General features: G+C 72.3%; 2 protein-coding genes (1 of these 2 cut by a window edge). One reads left to right on the top strand and one right to left on the bottom strand.

The window, feature by feature from the left end:
- Nucleotides 1–61 precede the first annotated feature (61 nt).
- Nucleotides 62–1,408, top strand: coding sequence for a sensor histidine kinase (locus ABD811_RS08065; RefSeq protein WP_344943183.1), 1,347 nt, complete (start codon nucleotides 62–64; stop codon nucleotides 1,406–1,408).
- Here the strand turns inward: ABD811_RS08065 and ABD811_RS08060 are convergent.
- Nucleotides 1,336–22,364 carry the 3' portion of a non-ribosomal peptide synthase/polyketide synthase gene (locus ABD811_RS08060; protein WP_344943180.1) on the bottom strand. The gene runs 1,597 nt beyond the window's last position, so the window shows 21,029 of its 22,626 coding nt (coding positions 1,598–22,626); its start codon lies off the right edge, out of view; the stop codon is at nucleotides 1,336–1,338. The two genes, ABD811_RS08065 and ABD811_RS08060, sit on opposite strands and share 73 nt — an antisense overlap.

The raw sequence follows: 22,364 nt of genomic DNA, 5'->3' as shown, positions 1-22,364 counted from the left end.
CGGCCAATTGCGGCGATGTACGGTGAAACCAGACGGAAACCCTTGATCTGGAAATGTGGTCATGACCGCCGCCCCGAAGGGAGCGATGATGCGCGTGCCGCTTCGCCTGCCCGGAAAGTTCCGGCTGCCCCGGCAGACCGTCCGGCTACGGCTGACGCTGCTCTACGGGGTGCTGTTCCTGCTCTCCGGCGCGGCGCTGCTCGGCATCACGTACGTGCTGGTCAGCAACGCCACCGACCACGGGTACACCTACACCGCGCCGGGCGGCGCGAGCACCAGGGTCGAGGGCAAGCACCTCGAACCCGGACCGGGGAACGTGGTGGTGAGCGCCCGGGGCCTCACCCAGGAGCAGCTGATGGAGCAGTCCCGGCTGCTGGAGGCGCAGGCCGAGCAGCAGCGCGCCGACCAGCTGCGCGAGCTGCTCGTGCAGTCCGGCGTCGCGCTGTGCATCATGGCCTTCCTGTCGATCCTGCTCGGCTGGATCGTCGCGGGCCGGGTGCTGCGCCGGGTCCGCACCATCACCACGACCGCCCGCGAGATCTCGGCGAACAACCTGCACGAACGGCTCGCCCTGGAGGGCCCGGTCGACGAGCTGAAGGAACTCGGCGACACCATCGACGACCTGCTGGCCCGGCTGGAGTCGGCGTTCCAGGCGCAGCGCCGGTTCATCGCCAACGCCTCGCACGAGCTGCGCACCCCGCTGGCCCGGCAGCGGGTCATCGTCCAGGTCGCGCTGTCGGACCCCGACGCCACGGTCGAGTCCCTGCGCGCCGCCCACGAGCGGGTGCTCGTCTCCGGCGAGCAGCAGGAACGGCTGATCGCCGCCCTGCTCACCCTCGCCAGGGGCCAGGCCGGGCTGGACGTCCGCAAACCCTTCGACCTGGCCGACGTGGTGCGGCAGGTGGTGGCGTCCCGGCACGCCGACGCCGAGAGCCGCGGCGTCCGGCTGAGCGCGCGGCTGGCGCCGGCGCGGGCGGCGGGCAAGGCCGACCTGGTCGAACGCCTCGCGGTCAACCTCGTCGACAACGCGCTGCGCTACAACGTCCCGGGCGGCATGGTGGACGTCGCCGTGGCGGACCGCGCCGGGCAGGCCGTGCTGTCCGTGACCAACACCGGCCCGGTCGTCGCCGACGGCGACATGGAACGGCTGTTCCAGCCGTTCCAGCGCCTCAACCGCACCGAACGCACCGGCCGGGGCGGCGGCCGCGGCGACGGCGGCCTCGGGCTCGGCCTGTCCATCGTGCAGGCGATCGTGACGGCGCACGGCGCCGCGCTCGACGCCGTGCCCCGCCCGGAGGGCGGGCTGGCCATCACGGTGACCTTCCCGCCGCCCCATCAGGCCTCCAGCCAGTCGGACACCACCCGGCCGACCTCGGCCATCGACCGGGGTTTGACCATGTCGCGGTGAGCCGACTCGACCCGGTGGCTCACCACGCCGCCCTGTACGTACGGCGTCCAGATCTCCGGGGCCTGCTCGGCCGGGGAGAACTCCGGACGATCGAGAGCCGCGACGAACAGCAGCAGGTCGCCGTGGAAGACCGCCGGGGTGAACCCCTTCATCAGGGCCTCGTTGTTGGCGTCGATCCGGTCGATCGCCGCGAGCGTCTCGTCGGCCCCCTCCTCGGCGTCCCGCTCCGGACGGTTGTCGAACCACTCCGTCACCGGTTCCCCGGCCTGTTCGCCGGCCTGTCCGCCGGGTTCGGCCGTGCCGGGGAGTTCGTCCCGGCGGTCCACCACCTGGAAGGGGTAGGAGTCCAGGATCGCCAGTAGTTCCACCTGCTCGCCGCACTCCTGGATGTGGGTGGCGAGGGCGTGCGCGACCAGGCCGCCGAACGACCAGCCGAGCACCCGGTACGGCCCTTCGGGCTGGATGGCCCGCATCCGCTGGAAGTAGTCCGCCGCCATCTCCTCGACGGTCTCCGGCAGCGGCTCCTCGCCGTCCAGGCCGCGGGCCTGCAGCCCGTACACCGGATACCGGCCGGGCAGGTGGCGGATGAGCTCGGTGTAGCACCAGCTCAGCCCGTGCCCCGCGTGGACGCAGAACACCGGCCGCTCGCCGCCTTCGGCCGCCCGCAACGGCAGCACCGGGTCGAAGTCGTAGGACTCTCCCCCCTCGTTCAGCGCCGCCGCCAGGGCCTCGACGGTCGGGGTGAGGAACAGCGTCTGGACGCTCAGTTCCGTGTCGAGCCTGCCGCGGATCTGCGCGATGAGCTTCATGGCCAGCAGCGAGTCACCGCCGAGATCGAAGAAGCTGACGTCCGCGCCGACCTTGGGCAGCCCGAGCACCTCGGCGAACAGGCCGCACAGCACCTCCTCCACCGCCGTCTCCGGCTCGCGACCGGAGGCGGCGCCGACGGCGCCGGGGGCGGGCAGTGCGGCCCGGTCGAGCTTGCCGTTGACCGTCAGCGGCAGCGCCTCCAGCATCAGGAACGCGGACGGGACCATGTAGTCGGGCAGGACCGCCGCCAGGTGCTCGCGCAGGTCGGCGGCGTCGGTGCCGCTGGTCGCGGGCACGACGTAGGCGACCAGGCGCCTGTCCCCGGGCCGGTCCTCACGGGCGACGACCGCCACCCGGTCGACGCTCCGGTGACCGGACAGGACGGCTTCGATCTCGCCCGGCTCCACACGGAATCCGCGGATCTTGACTTGCTCGTCGGCTCGGCCGATGAACTCCAGTTCGCCGTCGTTCGTCCAGCGGGCCAGGTCGCCGGTGCGGTACATCCGCCCGGCGGTGAACGGGCAGGCCACGAACCGTTCTGCGGTGAGGGTCGGACGGTTGACGTACCCGCGTGTGACGCCTGCGCCGGCGACGTACAGTTCGCCGGTCACTCCGGCCGGGACAGGCTGGAGGAATTCGTCCAGGACGAACGCTTGCGTGTTGCCGATCGGACGGCCGATGGGCGGGGTTCCGGGGCCGTCCACCACACCGACTGTCGCCATGACGGTCGTCTCGGTGGGGCCGTAGGTGTTCCACAACCGGTCGCCGCCTGCCCACCGCGCGGCCAGCTCTGCTGACAACCGCTCGGCACCCAGCACCCAACGGTTCACGCCCTGGACCTGGGCCGGGTCGAGCACGCTCAGCAGCGACGGCACGATGCTCGCCGCGCTGACCGCCTGCTCGTTGATCATTCGGGTGAGCGCCGCCGGTTCCGCGCGCTCCTGCTGCGTGGCGATCACCAGCGTCGCACCGGACGACAGCGCCACCGCGATGTCCAGGACGGACGCGTCGAAGCTGAACGAGGCGAACTGCAGGATCGCCTTCCCCGGGGCCGCACCCAGCACCGGGCGTAGGGACTCCACGAGGTTGACCATGCCGCCGTGGTGGCCCATCACACCCTTGGGACGGCCCGTGGAGCCTGAGGTGTAGATGACGTAGGCCAGGCTGGAGGAGTCCAGTTCGATCCGTAGGGGCTCGGCGGACTGATCCGCGATCAGGTCATCGAGGGAGTCGATCCGTAGGGTCGCGCCGCTATCGGTGAGCATGAATTCCAGCCGGTCAGCCGGATACTCCGGGTCGAGCGGCACGTAGGCCGCGCCCGCCTTCCACACCCCGACCATCGCCACCACAGCGTCGATCCCGCGCGGCAGGCACAGGCCAACGATCGACTCTGGGCCGACCCCGGCGTCTCGGAGGTATCGGGCCAGCCGGTTCGACCGTTCTTCCAGCTCGGCGTAGGTCAGGGCGGCGTCACCGCACCGCAGCGCGTCCGCGTCCGGCGTGCGGTCCGCCCACTCCTGGATCCGGTCGGGGATCGTGGTTTCGGGGATCGCCGCGGCCGTGTCGTTCCAGCCGGTGAGCAGCGCGTCGCGCTCCCCCTCGCCGAGGATCTCGATCCGGCTGACGCGGGTGTCGGCGTCGGCGGCGACCTGTGCCAGCACGTGGACCAGCCGTTCGGCGATCCGGCGGACGGTGGCCTCGTCGAACAGGTCGGTGGCGTACTGGATGTCGCCGCCGATCCCGGCGGGCGCGCCGTCGGGGTCGCGCTGTTCGACCAGCGTGACCGACAGGTCGAACCTGGCCGCCTCCGTGCCCTCCAGCGGCGGCATCGGCTGCACGCTCAGGCCCGGCAGCTCCCACTCGCCCTCGGCACGCGGAGTGTTCTGGACGGCGAGCATCACCTGGAACAGCGGGTGGCGGGACAGCGAGCGGGACGGGCTGAGGTCGTCCACGAGCCGTTCGAACGGTACGTCCTGGTGGGCGTAGGCGGAAAGGTCGGCCTCGCGGACCCGGCCGAGCAGCTCACCGAACGTCGGGTCGCCGCCGACGTCGGTGCGCAGCACGAGGGTGTTGACGAAGAACCCGGCCAGGTCCTCCAGTGCGGCCTCGCCCCGTCCCGCGATGGCGGTGCCGAACGGGATGTCGGTACCGGCGCCGAGCCGGGCGAGCAGGACGGCCAGCGCGGCCTGCGCGACCATGAAGACGGTCGCGCCGCCGTGCCGGGCGACCTCCAGGAGGCCGGCGTGGACCTCCGGGTCGAGCCGGAGGGGCACGGACGCGCCCTCGAACGACGGGACGGCGGGACGCGGCCGGTCGGTGGGCAGCGCGAGCTCTTCGGGCAGTCCTGCGAGCGCGTCCCGCCAGTAGCCGAGCTGGGAGCTGATCATGCTGTCCGGATCGTCCAGCTCGCCGAGAACCTCGCGCTGCCACAGCGCGTAGTCGGCGTACTGGACGGGCAGCGGGTTCCAGTCCGGTTCACGGCCTTCCAGCCGGGCGGCGTAGGCGACGCCCAGGTCACGGGCCAGGACGCCCATCGACCAGCCGTCCACCGCGATGTGATGGGCGACGATCAGGAGCAGGTACTCGTCGTCTCCCAGCGCCATCAGCCGGATCCGCCAGGGCAGCTCCCTGCCGACGTCGAAGCCCCGGCCGGCCTCGGCCGCCAGCACCTCGCCCAGCTCGTCCTGCGTGACCTCGGTGACGACCAGCGGCGGGCGTCCGGCCGGTCCGGTCAGGATCCGCTGGACGGGGGTCCCGCCGGTCTCGGGGTAGATGGTGCGAAGGGTCTCGTGCCGGTCGGCGAGGTCGCCCAGGGCCGCTTCCAGGACGGACGGGTCCAGCCGACCCGAAAGGCGCAGCGCCATCGGCAGGACGTAACCGGCGCCCGCACCGGCCTCTTCCAGCCGGTTCAGGAACCACATGCGCTGCTGCCCATAGGACAGCGGCAGCACCTGCGGCCGTGGCCGGGACGTGAGCGCCGGTCGGACGCCGCCCGGCCCGGCCGCGCTGACCGCCCTGGCGACGGCCGCGGCGGTGGGTTCGGCGAACAGGGCCCGGATGCCGATCTCGGTGTCGAAGACCGCCCGCACGCGGGCGATGAGCCGCATGGCGAGCAGCGAATCTCCGCCCAGTTCGAAGAACGAGTCTTCGGCTCCGACGCGCTCCAGCCCGAGAACTTCGGCGAACAGGCCGCAGAGGATCTCCTCGGTCTGGGTGGCAGGGGCGCGACTGACCGACCGTCCGGCGAAGTCGGGCGCGGGGAGCGCCGCCCGGTCGAGCTTGCCGTTGACAGTGAGGGGAAGCTCCTCCAACTGCACGAACGCGGCCGGGACCATGTACTCGGGCACAGTGGCCGACAGATGCTCACGGAGAACCGTGGCGTCCACGGCGCCGTTCGATGGGACGACGTAGGAGACCAGGCGTTCGTCTCGGACCAGCACTACCGCGCGGTCGACGCTCTCGTGCTTCGCCAGCACGGCTTCAACCTCGCCCGGCTCCACACGGAACCCGCGAATCTTCACCTGCTCGTCCGCACGCCCGACGAACTCCAACGCCCCATCAGGCGTCCAACGAGCCAGGTCGCCGGTGCGATACATCCGCCCGGCGGCGAACGGGCAGGCCATGAACCGCTCAGCGGTCAAAGTGGGACGGTTGACATACCCGCGCGTCACGCCTGCGCCGGCGACGTACAGCTCTCCAGTCACCCCGGCCGGAACCGGACGCAGGAACTCGTCCAGCACAAACGCCTTGATGTTGCCGATCGGACGGCCGATGGGCGGTGTTCCAGGGCGGTCCACCACACCCACTGTGGCCATGACGGTCGTCTCGGTGGGGCCGTAGGTGTTCCACAGCCGATCCCCGCCTGCCCAGCGTGCAGCCAGGTCCGCCGACAGTCGCTCGGCACCCAGCACCCACCGGCCGACACCTTCGACCTGGGCCGGGTCGAGCACGCTCAGCAGCGACGGCACGATGCTCGCCGCGTCAACACCCTGCTCATTGATCATTCGGGTCAGCGCCGCCGACTCGGCACGCTCCTGCGCGGTCGCGATGACGAGGGTGGCCCCCGACGACAACGCCACAGCGATATCGAGCACCGAGGCGTCGAAGCTGAACGACGCGAACTGCAAGATCGCCTTACCCGGGGCCGCGCCCAGGACCGGCCGCAGCGATTCGACCAGGTTGACCATGCCGCCGTGGTGGCCCATCACACCCTTGGGACGACCCGTGGAGCCGGAGGTGTAGATGACGTACGCCAGGCTCGCCGCGTCCACCTCGATCCCCAACGGCTCGGCGGACTGCTCGGCGATCAGGTCGTCCAGCGAGTCGATCCGCAGGGACGCACCGCTGTCGGACAGCATGAACTCCAGCCGGTCAGCCGGGTACTCGGGGTCCAGCGGAACGTAGGCCGCGCCCGCCTTCCACACCCCGATCATCGCCACCACAGCGTCGATCCCGCGCGGCAGGCACAGGCCCACGACCGACTCACGGCCGACCCCGGCACCCAGCAGATACCGGGCCAGCCGATTCGACCGCTCATCCAACTCGGCATACGTCAGGGCCGCGTCACCGCACCGCAACGCCACCGCGTCCGGCGTCCGGTCCGCCCACGCCCGGATCTGCTCGGGGATCAGGACATCCGCGACCGGCGCCTGCGTGGCGTTCCAGTCCGCCACCACGGCACGCCGCTCGGCCTCGTCCAGAACCTCGACCTGGCTGACGCGCAGTTCCGGGTCGGCCGCGACTTGCTCCAGCACCCGTGCGAAACGGTCGGCAAGAGCCTGAGCGGTGGACTCATCGAACAGATCGGTGGCGTACTGAATGCCGCCGCCGATCCCCATCGGCGCGCCGTTCTGGTCCCGGTGCTCCGTCAGGCTGACCGACAGGTCGAACCGGGCGACCTCGGTGACGTCCTGCGGTGGTAACGGCTCGACTTGTAGGCCGGGCAGGTCCCAGCCACCGCGGACCTGGGGCAGGTTCTGGAGGGCGAACATCACCTGGAACAGCGGCTGGCGGGACAGCGAGCGGGACGGGCTGAGGTCGTCCACGAGCCGTTCGAACGGGATGTCCTGGTGACCGTAGGCGGCCAGGTCGGTGTCGCGGACACGCTTCACCAGGTCGGCGAACGACGGGTCGCCGCCGACATCCGTGCGCAGCACGAGGGTGTTGGCGAAGAATCCGGCGACGTCGTCGAGCGCCACATCCCCGCGTCCGGCGATCGCGGTGCCGAGGGGAATGTCGGTGCCGGCGCCGAGCCGGGACAGCAGCACCGCCAAGGCGGCCTGGGCCACCATGAACACGGTGGACCCGCTGCGCTGGGCGTACTCGACCAGTCGGCCATGTGCCTCGGCGGAGATTCCGACCGGCACGGACGCGCCCCTGAACGAGGGGACGGCGGGACGCGGCCGGTCCGTCGGCAGAACCAGTTCCTCCGGCAGGTCACGCAGAGCCTCGCGCCAGTAGCCGAGCTGACCACTGATCACGCTTTCGGCGTCCTCCGGATCGCCTAGCACCTCCCGCTGCCACAACGCGTAGTCGGCGTACTGGACGGGTTGGGCGGCCCACTCGGGCGCGCCGCCCTGGCGCCGCGCCGTGTAGGCAGCGCGCAGGTCACGCGCGAGCAGGCCCATGGTCCAGCCGTCCACCGCGATGTGGTGCGCCACGATGACCAGCACGTAGCGGCCGTCGCCGCGATCGAGCAGCCGAACCCGCCAGGGCACCTCCCGCTCGATGTCGAATCCCTGGGTGACCTGAATGGCGAGGATCTGGTCGAACTCGTCGTCCTCCACCTGGATCACTTCCAGCGGTGAACCGGCCTCTGCGACGGTGAGTATCCGCTGGTAGGGCGTGCCGTCGATCTGGGGGAAGATCGTGCGGAGGGTTTCGTGCCGCTCGGCGAGGTCGGTGAGCGCGGCCCCCAAGGCGTCCACGTCCAGGTCTCCGGAGAGCTCAAGAGTGAGCGGCAGGTTGTAGGCGGCGCCGGAGCCTTCCTCTTCCAGCCGGTTGAGGAACCACATGCGCTGCTGCCCGTACGACAGAGGCAGCCTTTCCGGGCGGGGCCGGGCCGTCAGCGGTGGACGGGCCTGGTCCGTGCCCGCCGTGACAGCCTTCGCGACGCCGGCGACCGTCGGTTCGGCGAACAACGCCCTGATACCGATCTCCACGCCGAACACCGCTCGCACCCGGGCGAGCAGCCGCATGGCCAACAGCGAGTCCCCGCCCAGTTCAAAGAAGGTGTCCTCGGCTCCGACGCGCTCCAGACCCAGTAGCTCGGCGAACAGGCCGCAGAGGATCTCCTCGGTCTGGGTGGCGGGGGCGCGGCTGACCGACCGTCCGGCGAAGTCGGGCGCGGGGAGGGCGGCCCGGTCGAGCTTGCCGTTGACGGTGAGGGGAAGCTCCTCCAACTGCACGAACGCGGCCGGGACCATGTACTCGGGCACAGTGGCCGACAGGTGCTCGCGGAGAACGGCGGTGTCCACGGCGCCGTTTGATGGGACGACGTAGGAGACCAGACGGTCATCGCGGACCAGCACCACAGCGCGGTCGACGCTCTCGTGCTTCGTCAGCACGGTTTCGACCTCGCCCGGTTCCACGCGGAATCCGCGGATCTTGACCTGTTCGTCGGCCCGTCCGACGAACTCCAGCTCGCCGTCGTCCGTCCAGCGGGCCAGGTCGCCGGTCCGGTACATCCGCCCATCGGCGAACGGGCAGGCCACGAACCGCTCAGCGGTCAGAGTCGGACGGTTGACATACCCGCGCGTCACGCCCGCGCCGGCGACGTACAGTTCGCCGGTCACTCCGGCCGGAACAGGCTGCAGGAACTCATCCAGGACGAACGCTTGCGTGTTGCCGATCGGACGGCCGATGGGCGGTGTTCCGGGGCTGTCGACCACGCCAACCGTTGCCATCACGGTCGTCTCGGTGGGGCCGTAGGTGTTCCACAGCCTGTCCCCGCCTGCCCAGCGCGCGGCCAGGTCCGCCGACAGCCGCTCGGCGCCCAGCACCCATCGGCCCACGCCTTCGACCTGGGCCGGGTCGAGCACGCTCAACAGCGACGGCACGATGCTCGCCGCATCAACACCCCGCTCATTGATCATTCGCGTCAGAGCCGCCGGTTCCGCGCGCTCCTGCGCCGTGGCGATCACCAACGTCGCACCCGACGACAACGCCACCGCCACGTCCAGGACCGACGCGTCGAAGTTGAACGACGCGAATTGCAAGATCGCCTTCCCCGGGGCCGCGTCTAGGACCGGTCGCAGCGATTCGACCAGGTTGACCATGCCGCCGTGGTGGCCCATGACGCCCTTGGGGCGGCCTGTGGAGCCGGAGGTGTAGATGACGTACGCCAGGCTGGACATGTCCAGAGCGGCCTCGATGGGCTCTGGGGACTGATCCGCGATCAGGTCATCGAGGGAGTCGATCCGCAGAGACGCGCCACTGTCGGCGAGCATGAACTCCAGCCGGTCAGCCGGATACTCGGGGTCGAGCGGCACATAAGCGGCACCCGCCTTCCACACCCCGACCATCGCCACCACAGCGTCCACACCACGCGGCAGGCACAGACCCACCACCGACTCACGACCGACCCCGGAATCCCGCAGATACCGGGCCAGCCGGTTCGACCGCTCCTCCAGCTCGGCATACGTCAGGGCCGCGTCACCGCACCGCAACGCCACCGCGTCCGGCGTGCGCTCCGCCCAGTCCTGGACCAGGCCCGGCAGCGTCACCGCCGGGACGGGACGCGCGGTGGCGTTCCAGTCCGCCAGCGCCGCGTGCCGTTCGGCGTCGTCCAGAACCTCGATCTGGCCGACCTTGAGGCCGGGGTCGAACGCCACCTGTTCGAGAACCCGCTGCAGCCGGGTTGCCAACGCCTCAGCGGTGGGCTTGTCGAACAGGTCGGTGGCGTACTGGATCGCGCCGACGATGCCGGCGGGCTCGCCTTCGCGGCCGCGGTGCTCGGCGAGGCTGATCGACAGGTCGAACCGGGCGGTCTCGGCCTCGTCGCCGGGCGGCATCGGCTCGACCTGCAGGCCGGGCAGGTCCCACCGGCCCTGTGCGACGGGCACGCTCTGCAGGGCGTACGAAACCTGGAACAGCGGCTGGCGGGACAGCGACCTGACGGGGTTGAGTTCGTCCACAAGCCGTTCGAACGGGACGTCCTGGTGGGCGTAGGCGGCCAGGTCGGTCTCGCGGACACGCTCCACGAGGTCGGCGAACGAGGGGTTGCCGCTGACGTCGGTGCGCAGCACCAGCGTGTTGACGAAGAACCCGACGAGGCCGTCGAGGTCGGCGTCCCCCCGGCCCGCGGTGACGGTGCCGAGCGGGATGTCGCTTCCGGCACCGAGCCGGGACAGCAGCACCGCAAGCCCTGCCTGCACCACCATGAACACCGTCGAACCGCTGTACTGGGCGAGTTCCACCAGCCGACCGTGGGCCTCGGCGGAGATCCCGACCGGCACGGACGCGCCCTTGAACGAGGGGACGGCGGGACGCGGCCGGTCCGTCGGCAGGACCAGCTCCTCCGGCAGATCACGCAGGGCCTCGCGCCAGTAGCCGAGCTGACCACTGATCACGCTTTCCGGATCGTCCAGGTCACCGAGAACCTCACGCTGCCACAGCGCGTAGTCGGCGTACTGGACGGGCAGCGGCTCCCAGTCCGGCTCCGTGCCCTCCAGCCGGGCGGCGTACGCGATGCCCAGGTCGCGGGCCAGGACGCCGACCGACCAGCCGTCCACCGCGATGTGATGCGCGGTGACCACCAGGGCGTGTTCGTCCTCATCGAGGACCACCAGCCGGACCCGCCACGGCGGCTCCGTGCCGACGTCGAATCCCCGGGCCACCTCGGCTTCGACAAGCTCGGCGAGTTCCGCCTCGGGCACCCGGCTGATCGTCAGCGGGGGACGTCCCGCCTCGCCGGTCAGGATGCGCTGGGAGGGGGCGCCATCGACCTCGGGGAAGATCGTTCGCAGGGTCTCGTGGCGTTCCGCGACATCTGCGAGCGCGGCCTCCAACACGGTCACGTCCAGGGGGCCGGACAGCCGCAGCGTCAGCGGGACGTTGTAGGCGGCGCCGGAGCCCTCCCCTTCGAGCCGGTTGAGGAACCACATGCGCTGCTGCCCGTACGACAGAGGCAGCCTGTCCGGACGGGGGCCGGCCGTCAGTTGCGGCCGGGCCTGGTCCGTGCCCGCCACGACGGCCTTGGCGACTCCGGCGACGGTGGGGTCGGCGAAGAGCGTCCGGATGCCGATCTCGGCCTCGAAGACCGCCCGCACGCGGGCGAGCAGCCGCATGGCCAGCAACGAGTCCCCGCCCAGCTCGAAGAACGAGTCCTCCGCCCCGACCCGCTCCAACCCGAGGATCTCGGCGAACAGACCGCACACGATCTCCTCGGTCTGGGTGGCCGGTCCCCGGCTCGCCGACCGGCCCGCGAAGTCAGGGGCGGGCAGCGCGGCCCGATCGAGCTTGCCGTTGACCGTCAGCGGCAGCGCCTCCAATTGCACGAACGCGGCCGGGACCATGTACTCGGGCAGGCTCACCGACAGATGCTCACGGAGAACGGCGGCGTCCACGGCACCGTTTGATGGGACGACGTAGGCGACGAGACGGTCATCCCGAACCAGCACCACCGCGCGGTCGACGCTCTCGTGCCCGGACAGGACGGCTTCGACCTCACCCGGCTCCACACGGAACCCACGGATCTTCACCTGCTCGTCCGCCCGGCCGACGAACTCCAACACGCCTTCAGGCGCCCAGCGGACCAGGTCACCGGTCCGGTACATCCGCCCGGCGGCGAAGGGGCAGGCCACGAACCGTTCGGCGGTCACGGTGGGGCGGTTGACGTACCCGCGTGTCACGCCTGCGCCGGCGACATAGAGTTCGCCGGTCACTCCCACCGGCACCGGCTGCAGGAACTCGTCCAGCACGAACACGCTGGTGTTGCCGATCGGGCTGCCGATCGGCGGCGTCCCTGGGCCGTCCACGACGCCGACCGTCGCCATGACGGTGGTCTCGGTGGGGCCGTAGGTGTTCCAGAGCCTGTCGCCGCCTGCCCAGCGCGCGGCCAGGTCCGCCGACAGCCGCTCGGCGCCCAGCACCCAGCGATCCACGCTCTCCACCTGGGCCGGGTCGAGCACGCTCAGCAGGGACGGCACGATGCTCGCCGCACTGACCGCCTGCTCGTTGAGCATCCGGGTAAGCGCCGCCGGTTCCGCGCGCTCCTGCGCCGTGGCAATGACGAGCGTGGCCCCCGACGACAATGCCACCGCAACGTCCAGCACCGACGCGTCGAAGCTGAACGAGGCGAACTGCAAGATGGCCTTCCCCGGGGCCGCGCCCAGGACCGGCCGCAGGGACTCCACCAGGTTGACCATGCCGCCGTGGTGGCCCATCACGCCCTTGGGACGTCCCGTGGAGCCGGACGTGTAGATGACATACGCCAGGGCCGCCGCGTCCACCTCGATCCCCAACGGCTCGGCGGACTGGTCGGCGATCAGGTCATCGAGCGAGTCGATCCGCAGGGACGCGCCGCTGTCGGCGAGCATGAACTCCAGCCGGTCAGCCGGATACTCCGGGTCGAGCGGAACGTAAGCCGCACCCGCCTTCCACACCCCGACCATCGCCACCACAGCGTCCACACCACGCGGCAGACACAGACCCACCACCGACTCACGACCGACCCCGGAATCCCGCAGATACCGGGCCAGCCGGTTCGACCGCTGATCCAACTCAGCGTAGGTCAGCGCCGCGTCACCGCACCGCAACGCCACTGCATCCGGCGTCCGCGCGGCCCAGTCCTTGACCAGGCCCGGCACCGTCAGCGTCGGGACAGGCCGCGCGGTGGCGTTCCAGTCCGCCAGCACCGCGCGCCGTTCGGCGTCCTCCAGAACCCCGATCTGGCTGACCCTCAACTCCGGGTCGGCCGCGACCTGCTCCAGCACCCGCACGAAGCGGTCGGCGATGGAACGAGCGGTGGACTCGTCGAACAGATCGGTGGCGTACTGGATCCCGCCGCCGATCCCCGCCGGCGCGCCGTCCTCGTCGCGCCGCTCCGACAGGCTGACCGACAGATCGAACCGGGCCGCCTCGGAACCCTCGCGAGGCGGCAGCAGATCGACCTGGAGCCCCGGCAGTTCCCACCGGCCCTGCCGGTCGCCCGCAGCGCTCTGGAGCGAGTACATCACCTGGAACAGCGGCTGACGCGACAGCGACCTGACGGGGTTGAGGTCGTCCACGAGCCGTTCGAACGGCAGGTCCTGGTGGGCGTAGGCCGCCAGGTCGGCATCGCGGACGCGCTTCACCAGATCGGCGAACGACGGGTCGCCGCCGACATCGGTGCGCAGTACGAGGGTGTTGACGAAGAACCCGGCGAGGCCGTCGAGGACCGCCTCGTCCCGGCCGGCGGTCGCGGTGCCGAGGGGGATGTCGGTGCCCGCCCCGAGCCGGGCCAGCAGCACCGCCAGCGCGGCCTGCACGACCATGAAGACGCTCGCGCCCTGCCGCTGCGCCACCTCGGCCAGCGCCGCGTGGACCTCGGCGGACACGCCCATGGGCGTCATCGCGCCCTCGAACGACGGGACGGCGGGACGCGGCCGGTCCGTCGGCAGGACCAGCTCCTCCGGCAGGTCACGCAGGGCTTCGCGCCAGTAGCCGAGCTGGCCACTGATCACGCTGTCCGGATCGTCCAGTTCACCGAGAACCTCGCGCTGCCACAGCGCGTAGTCGGCGTACTGGACGGGCAGCGGCTCCCAGTCCGGCGCCGAGCCCTCCAGCCGGGCGGCATACGCGATGCCCACCTCCCGGGCCAGAACACTGAGCGACCAGCCGTCCACCGCGATGTGGTGCGCGATGATCACCAGAATGTGCTCGTCGTCCCCGAGAACCAGCAACCGGACTCGCCACGGCAGTTCGCGCTCCACGTCGATGCCCGCCCCGCTCTCCTCGGCGAGCACCCGGTCCACATCGGCCGCCTGGACGGGCGTGACGTTCAGCCGGGGGTGACCGGCGCGGCCCGTCAAAATGTGCTGGCGCGGGACGCCACCCGTCTCGGGGAAGATCGTGCGCAGGCTCTCGTGCCGGTCGGCGACGTCGGCGAGGGCCGCTTCCAGCGCGGTCACGTCCAGTTCGCCGGAGATCCGCAGGGCCAGCGGCAGGTTGTAGGCGGCGCCGACCCCTTCTCCTTCGAGCCTGTTGAGGAACCACATGCGCTGCTGCCCGTACGACAGCGGCACCACGTCCGGGCGGGGCCGGGCCGTCAGCGCCCTGCGGGTGGTGCCCCGGCCCTCCGCCGAGACGATCCGGGCGACGCTCGCGACCGTCGGCGCCGCGAACAGCGCCCTGATCTCCACCTCGACCTCGAACACCGCCCGGATCCTGGCGATCAGCCGCATCGCCAGCAGTGAGTCACCGCCGAGTTCGAAGAACGAGTCTTCGGCGCCGACCTGGTCGAGGCCGAGGACTTCGGCGAACAGGCCGCACAACACCTCTTCGGTCGCGTTCGCCGGGCCACGCCCACCCGACCGGCCACCAAAGTCCGGGGCGGGCAGGGCGGCCCGGTCGAGCTTGCCGTTCGGGGTGGTCGGTAACGCCTCCAGCACCACGAACGCCGCCGGAACCATGTACTCCGGTAAGCGCTCGGCCGCGAACTTCCGCAACACGGCCTCATCCACACCGGCCCCGTCGACGGGGACGATGTAGGCGACGAGGCGTTTGGTGCCGGGCTGGTCTTCGCGCACCACCACCGCGACCTGGCCCACGGAGGTGTGTGCGGCAAGCGCGGCCTCGATCTCGCCCAGCTCGATCCGGAATCCCCGGATCTTCACCTGGTCATCGACCCGCCCCAGATACACCAGCTCACCATCAGCGGACCATCGGGCCAGGTCACCGGTCCGATACATCCGCTCACCCGACCCGAACGGGCAAGCAACAAACCGCTCGGAAGTCAGTCCCTGGCGCCCCAGATAACCCCGGGCCAGCTGCACACCGGCCACATACAACTCCCCCGCGACACCGACCGGGACCGGTTGCAGGGACGAGTCGAGGACGTAGGCGCGGGTGTTCCACACCGGACGGCCGATCGGGATAACGGTCGCGTCCTCGTCGGCCAGGCAGGGCCGGAACGTCACATCAACCGCTGTTTCCGTGGGGCCGTACAGGTTGTGCAGTTCCACCCGAAGCCGCCGGTGGAACTCCGCCACCAGCTCCGCCGGCAGCGCTTCACCGCTGCACACAACCCGCCGCAGACTCCCGCACCGCCCCGGCGACACCTCCGGCAGGAACGCACCCAGCATCGACGGCACGAAATGCACCGTGGTGATCTGCTCCCGCTCGATCACCTCCACCAGATACGCCGGATCCTGATGACCACCCGGACGCGCCATCACCAACCCCGCACCCGTGATGAGCGGCCAGAAGAACTCCCACACCGACACATCGAACCCCGACGGAGTCTTCTGCAGCACCCGATCCGACCCGTCCAGCCCGTACTGGTCCTGCATCCACAACAGACGATTCACGATCGCCCCGTGCGAGACCGCCACACCCTTCGGACGCCCCGTCGAACCCGACGTGTAAATCACATACGCGACGTCGTCCCCGCCCACCGGCACCTCAGAGGGCTTCGGACCGTCGCCGCCGACCAGGCCGTCGTCCACCACAAGGACGTCAGTGCCCTCGGGCACGACATCCCGGGTCGCCTCCGTGCACACCACGACGGCCGGGCGGGCGTCGCCGAGCATGAACTCGATCCGCGCCGCCGGATAACCCGAATCCACCGGCACATAACCCGCACCCGCCTTCAACACCCCCACCAACACCGCCACCAGCTCAACAGAACGATCGACCACCACCCCCACCAAGTCACCACGACCCACACCACGCGCCACCAACTCCCCCGCCACCCGATCACTGGCCGCGTCCAACTCCGCATACGACCAACGCACCCGCTCATCCGCCACCGCCAACGCACCCGGCGTCCGCCCCACCTGCTCAGCGAACAACCCCACCAACGACCCCGACGCCACCCCACGCGCCGTGTCGTTCCAACCCGACACCACGACCTCGCGTTCGGCGGAGTTGAGGACCTCCACCCGGTTCACCCGGACGGCCGGGTCGGCGGCCACCTGTTCGAGGACGCGGACGAGACGGTCGGCCATTTCCGCGACGGTGTGTTCGTCGAACAGGTCGGTGGCGTACTGGATGACGCCGCCGATGCCGCCCGGGGTGCCCTCGTCGTCGCGGTGTTCGGCGAGCGTCACCGACAGGTCGAAGCGTGCCGCCTGGGTTCCGTCCTCGGGCGGGAGCGCTTCGAACGCCAGCCCGGGCAGGGCGGTACGTTCCTGCCAGCGGGGCAGGTTCTGCAGGGTGTACTCGACCTGGAACAGCGGGTGCCGGGACAGCGAGCGGGACGGGCTGAGGTCGTCCACGAGCCGTTCGAACGGCACGTCCTGGTGGGCGTAGGCGGCCAGGTCGGCCTCGCGGACGCGGGCGACCAGGTCGGCGAACGACGGGTTTCCGCTGACGTCGGTGCGCAGCACCAGGGTGTTGACGAAGAAGCCGGTGACGTCGTCGAGGGCGGCGTCGCCGCGGCCCGCGACGGCGGTGCCGAGGGGGATGTCGTCGCCCGCGCCGAGCCGGGCCAGCAGCACCGCCAGGCCGGCCTGGACGACCATGAAGACGGTCGCGCCGCTCTGCTGGGCGATCCGCACGAGACGGGCGTGCACGGCGGCGGGGACGTGCACCGGCACGGCCGCGCCCTGGAACGTGGGCATCGACGGCCGGGGACGGTCCGCCGGCAGCGCCAGTTCCTCGGGGAGTCCGGCGAGCGCCTCGCGCCAGTGGCGGAGCTGGGCGCTGATCGCGCTGTCGGGGTCGTCGAGTTCGCCGAGCACCTCGCGCTGCCACAGCGCGTAGTCGGCGTACTGAACGGGCGGCGGGGTCCAGGCGGGGGCGGTGCCCTGGCGCCGCGCGGTGTAGGCGGCGGCGAGGTCGCGCAGCAGGACGCCCATGGACCAGCCGTCGACGGCGATGTGGTGGGCGACGACGCTCAGCACGTGCTCGTCCTCGCCGAGGGGCACCAGCCGGACCCGCCAGGGCAGGTCGCGGGCGACGTCGAAGCGGTGGACCGCCTCGGCGCGCAGGACGTCGCCGAGATCCTCGCCGGGGTCGCCGACGGTGAGGCGCGGGTGTCCGGCGGGGCCGGTCAGGATCTCCTGGCGGGGGGTGCCGTCCTGGTCGGGGTAGATCGTGCGGAGGGTCTCGTGCCGGTCGGCGACGTCGGCGAGGGCCGCTTCCAGGGCCGCCGTGTCGAGTTCGCCGCGCAGCCGGACGGCCAGGGGGACGTTGTAGCCCGCGCCGGCGCCCGCCTTCTCCAGCCGGTTGAGGAACCACATGCGCTGCTGGCCGTAGGAGAGCGGGACCGCGTCGGGCCGGGGCCGGGGCGTCAGGGCGGGCCGGGCGGTGCCGCCGGTCGTGTCGACCAGCCGGGCCACGTCGGCGGGGGACGGGCCGGCGAACAGGTCGCCGATGCTGATCTCGGCGCCGAGGACGGCGCGGATGCGGGCGAGCAGCCGCATGCCCAGCAGCGAGTCGCCGCCGAGGTCGAAGAAGGAGTCGTCCGCGCCGACCTCGTCCAGCCCGAGCAGCTCGGCGTACAGGCCGCACAGCAGCTCCTCGACGGGGGTCGCCGGGGCGCGCCCGCCGGTGAGGCCGCCGAAGTCCGGTGCGGGCAGGGCGCGCCGGTCGAGCTTGCCGTTGGACGTCAGGGGCAGCGACTCCAGCACCACGAACGCGGCCGGGACCATGTACTCGGGCAGGCGGGCGGCGGCGAGGTCGCGCAGCCGCGCGGTGATGCCGCGGTCGTCGCCGGCGGGGACGACGTAGGCGACCAGGCGCTTGTCGCCGCGGGTGTCCTCGCGGACGACGACGGCGACGCGCGCGACGTCGTCGCAGGTGGCCAGCAGCGCCTCGATCTCGCCGGGCTCGACCCGGTAGCCGCGGATCTTCACCTGCTCGTCGGCGCGGCCGGCGAACATCAGCCGGCCGTCGTGCCAGCGCGCGAGGTCGCCGGTCCGGTACATGCGGGTGCCCGGGGCGAACGGGCAGGCGGTGAACCGTTCGGCGGTGAGCGCGGGCCGGTCCAGGTAGCCGCGGGCCAGGCCGTCGCCCGCGACGTACAGTTCGCCGGTGACGCCGTCGGGCACGGGCTGGAGGAACTCGTCCAGGACGTAGACGCGGGTGTTGCCGCGCGGGCGGCCGATCGGCAGCACCGCGGGCGGGTCGGAGCGGACCTCGTGGGTGGTGGCGCACAGCGTCACCTCGGTCGGCCCGTACAGGTGCCGGAGGGTGACGTCCGGGCAGGCCGCCATGATCTTCGCGGCGGCGCCGGGCGGGACCACGTCGCCGCCGGTCAGGACCTCCTGCACGCCGGTGAGGGCTGCGGGGGATTCCTCGGCGAGCACGCCGAACAGGCCGGCGGTCAGGTGCACGGCGGTCAGCGCGTGGTCGCGGACGAAGCGGGTGAGCGTCGCCGCGTCCACCTTGCCGGGCGGCGCCACGACGACGGCGCCGCCGTGAGCGAGCGGAACCCAGATCTCGAAGGTGGAGGCGTCGAAGGCGTGCGGCGCGTGCAGCAGGACGCGGCCGCGGGCGCCGGGGCCCCAGCACGGGTCGGTGGCGAGGGCGGCGACCGCGCCGTGGGTGGCGGTGACGCCCTTCGGCACGCCGGTCGACCCCGACGTGTACATGACGTAGGCGAGGTCGGCCGGTGCGAGGGCGACGGCGGGCGGGGCCGCGTCGGACGGCAGGTCCTCGACGGTGACGACCGTCCCGGCGGCGATCACCTCGTCGGCGACGAGCTGCCGGGCGAGCCCGCCGTCGGCGACGACCACGTCGAGTCCGGCGAGGACGTGGCGGGTGCGGGCGGCGGGCCACGACGGGTCCGCCGGCACGTACGCGGCGCCGGACCTGAGGATGCCGAGCAGGACCGCGAGCAGGTCGGGTGAGCGTTCCATCGCGACGCCGACCAGGTCGCCGCGGCGGACTCCGCGCGCGGCCAGGCCGGCGGCGATCCGGGCGGCGTGCCGGTCCAGGTCGGTGTAGGTCCAGGAGCGGCCGGCGCCGACGACGGCCACCGCGTCAGGAGTGCGGGCGGTCTGCGCGGCGAGCAGTTCCACCAGGGTCGGCGCGGGCGTCCCGGCGGCGGTGTCGTTGCGTTCGGCGAGCAGGACGTGCCGTTCCGCCGGGTCGAGCACCTGGATCTGGCTGACGCGCAGGCCGGGATCGGCGGCGACCTGGTCGAGCACGCGCACCAGCCGGTCGGCGAGGGTCCGCGCGGTCGTCTCGTCGAACAGGTCGGCGGCGTAGAGGAGGCCGCCGCCCATGCCGGCGGGGGCGCCTGCGGCGTCGCGGTGCTCGGACAGGCTGAGGGACAGGTCGAAGCGGGCGGCTTCGGCGCGGGACATCGCCTGCCGCACCGTCAGCCCGGACTGCTCCCAGCCGCCGGTCTCGGCGTCGGGCTCCGGCATGCTCTGCACGCTCATCGCGACCTGGAACAGCGGATGCCGGGACAGCGAGCGGGTCGGGCTGAGGTCGTCCACGAGCCGTTCGAACGGCAGGTCCTGGTGGGCGTAGGCGGCCAGGTCGGCCTCGCGGACGCGGGCGACCAGGTCGGCGAACGTGGGGTCGCCGCCGACGTCGGTGCGCAGCACGAGGGTGTTGACGAAGAATCCGGCGAGGTCGTCGAGGGCGGCGTCGCCGCGGCCCGCCACGGCGGTGCCGAGCGGGATGTCGGTGCCCGCGCCGAGCCGGGCGAGCAGGGCGGCCAGCGACGCCTGCACGACCATGAACATCGTCGCGCGTTTCTGCTGCGCGAGCCGCACGAGACGGGCGTGCGCCGCCGCCGGGACGCGCAGCGGCACCGACCCGCCGGCGAACGACGGGGTGGCGGGGCGGGGCCGGTCGGCCGGCAGCGTCAGCTCCTCGGGCAGCCCCTCCAGGGCCTTGCGCCAGTGGCCGAGCTGGGCGGTGATCGCGCTGGCGGGGTCGTCGAGTTCGCCGAGCACCTGGCGCTGCCACAGCGCGTAGTCGGCGTACTGGACGGGCAGCGGCGCCCAGCCGGGCGCCTCGCCGCGTCTCCTGGCGGTGTAGGCGGCGCCGAGGTCGCGGGCGAGCACGCCCATCGACCAGCCGTCCACCGCGATGTGGTGGGCGACGACCAGCAGGAGGTGTTCGCCGGCGCCGAGGCGGAGCAGCCGGACCCGCCAGGGCAGGTCGCGTTCGACGTCGAAGCCGCGGGCCGACTCCTCGCGCACCACGGCTTCGACGTCGGCGGCGTCCACCGGGGTGACGTCCAGGGCGGGGTGTGCGGTGAGGATGCGCTGGCCGGGGGCGCCGTCGGTCTCGGGGAAGATCGTCCGCAGGCTCTCGTGCCGGTCGGCGACGTCGGCGACGGCCGCCCGCAGCGCCGCCGTGTCGAGCGCGCCGGACAGGCTCAGCACCATCGGCACGTTGTACCCGGCGCCCTCGCCCGACTTCTCCAGCCGGTTGAGGAACCACATCCGCTGCTGGCCGAACGACAAAGGCAGCGTCTCGGGGCGGGGACCGGCGGTCAGCGCCGGGCGGACGCCCTCGCCGCCGAGGTCGTCGATGAGGCGGGCCAGGCCCGCCACGGACGGCGCGGCGAACAGGTCCCGGATGCCGATCTCGGCCTCCAGGACGGCCCGCACCCGGGCGATCAGCCGCATCGCCAGCAGCGAGTCGCCGCCGAGGTCGAAGAAGGAGTCCTCGGCGCCCACCCGCGCCACGCCCAGCACCTCGGTGAACAGGCCGCACAGGACCTCCTCGGTGACGGTGGCGGGGCCGCGTCCCCCGCTGCCGCCGCCGAGGTCGGGGGCGGGCAGCGCGGCGCGGTCGAGCTTGCCGTTCACCGTGAGCGGCAGCGCGTCCAGGAGCACCACGGCGGAGGGCACCATGTGCTCGGGCAGCAGGCGCGCGGCGAACTCGCGCAGCGCCGCGCCGTCGAGCGCGGCGCCGTCGGCCGGGACGACATAGGCGACCAGGCGGCGGTCGCCGGGGCGGTCCTCGCGCGCCACGACCGCGACCCGGTCGACGCCGTCGTGCCCGGCCAGGACGTGCTCGATCTCGCCGGGCTCGATCCGGAAGCCGCGGATCTTGACCTGCTGGTCGGCGCGGCCGACGAACGCCAGCTCGCCGTCCGGCGTCCAGCGGCCGAGGTCGCCGGTCCGGTACATCCGCTCGCCGGCGGCGAACGGGCAGGCGACGAACCGTTCCGCGGTCAGCCCGGCGCGGCCGAGGTAGCCGCGGGTCAGGCCCGCGCCCGCCAGGTACAGCTCGCCGGTGACGCCGGGCGGCACCGGCCGCAGGGACCGGTCGAGGGCGTACACGCGGGTGTTGGCGACGGGTCGGCCGATCGCGGGCAGGCCGTCGGCCCATCCGCGGCCGTGGCCCCGCGGGTGGACCGGCCCGGCGGTGGCGATGACCGTGGTCTCGGTGGGCCCGTAGGTGTTCCACAGGCGTTCGCCGCGGGTCCAGCGGGCGGCCAGGTCGGCGGGGAGCCGTTCGGCGCCCAGCACCCAGCGTTCCACGCCGCCGAGGTCGGCCGGGTCGAGCATGCCGAGCAGCGACGGGACGATGCTGGCGGCGCCGACGCCCCGCTCGTTCATCATGCGGGTGAGGGCCGCCGGTTCCGCGCGTTCCCCGGCGGTCGCGATCGCCAGGGTCGCGCCGGACGCCAGCGTGACCACGACGTCCAGGACGGACGCGTCGAAGCTGAAGGACGCGAACTGCAGGACCGTCACGCCGGGCGCGGCGCCCAGCACGGGACGTAACGCCTCGGCCAGGTTGCGCAGGCCGCCGTGCTGGGCCATCACGCCCTTGGGCCGTCCGGTGGAGCCGGAGGTGTAGATGACGTAGGCGAGGCCCGCCGGGTGCGGCTCCGCCGCGGGCGGTTCCGGGGACTGGGCGGCCACGGCCGCGCGCACTCCGGGGTCGTCGAGCGGCACCCGCCGGACCCCGGCGGCGGGCACGTCCGTGCCCGTCCCGGCGGTGGTGACCAGCAGGGACGCGCCGCTGTCGGCGAGCATGAACCCGAGCCGGTCCGCCGGGTACTCCGGGTCGAGCGGCACGTACGCCGCGC

This window comes from Actinomadura miaoliensis (assembly GCF_039536785.1).
Classification (GTDB): Bacteria; Actinomycetota; Actinomycetes; order Streptosporangiales; family Streptosporangiaceae; genus Spirillospora; species Spirillospora miaoliensis.
The sequence above is the reverse complement of the archived record's forward strand: the minus strand, read 5'-3'. Positions and strand labels throughout refer to the sequence as shown.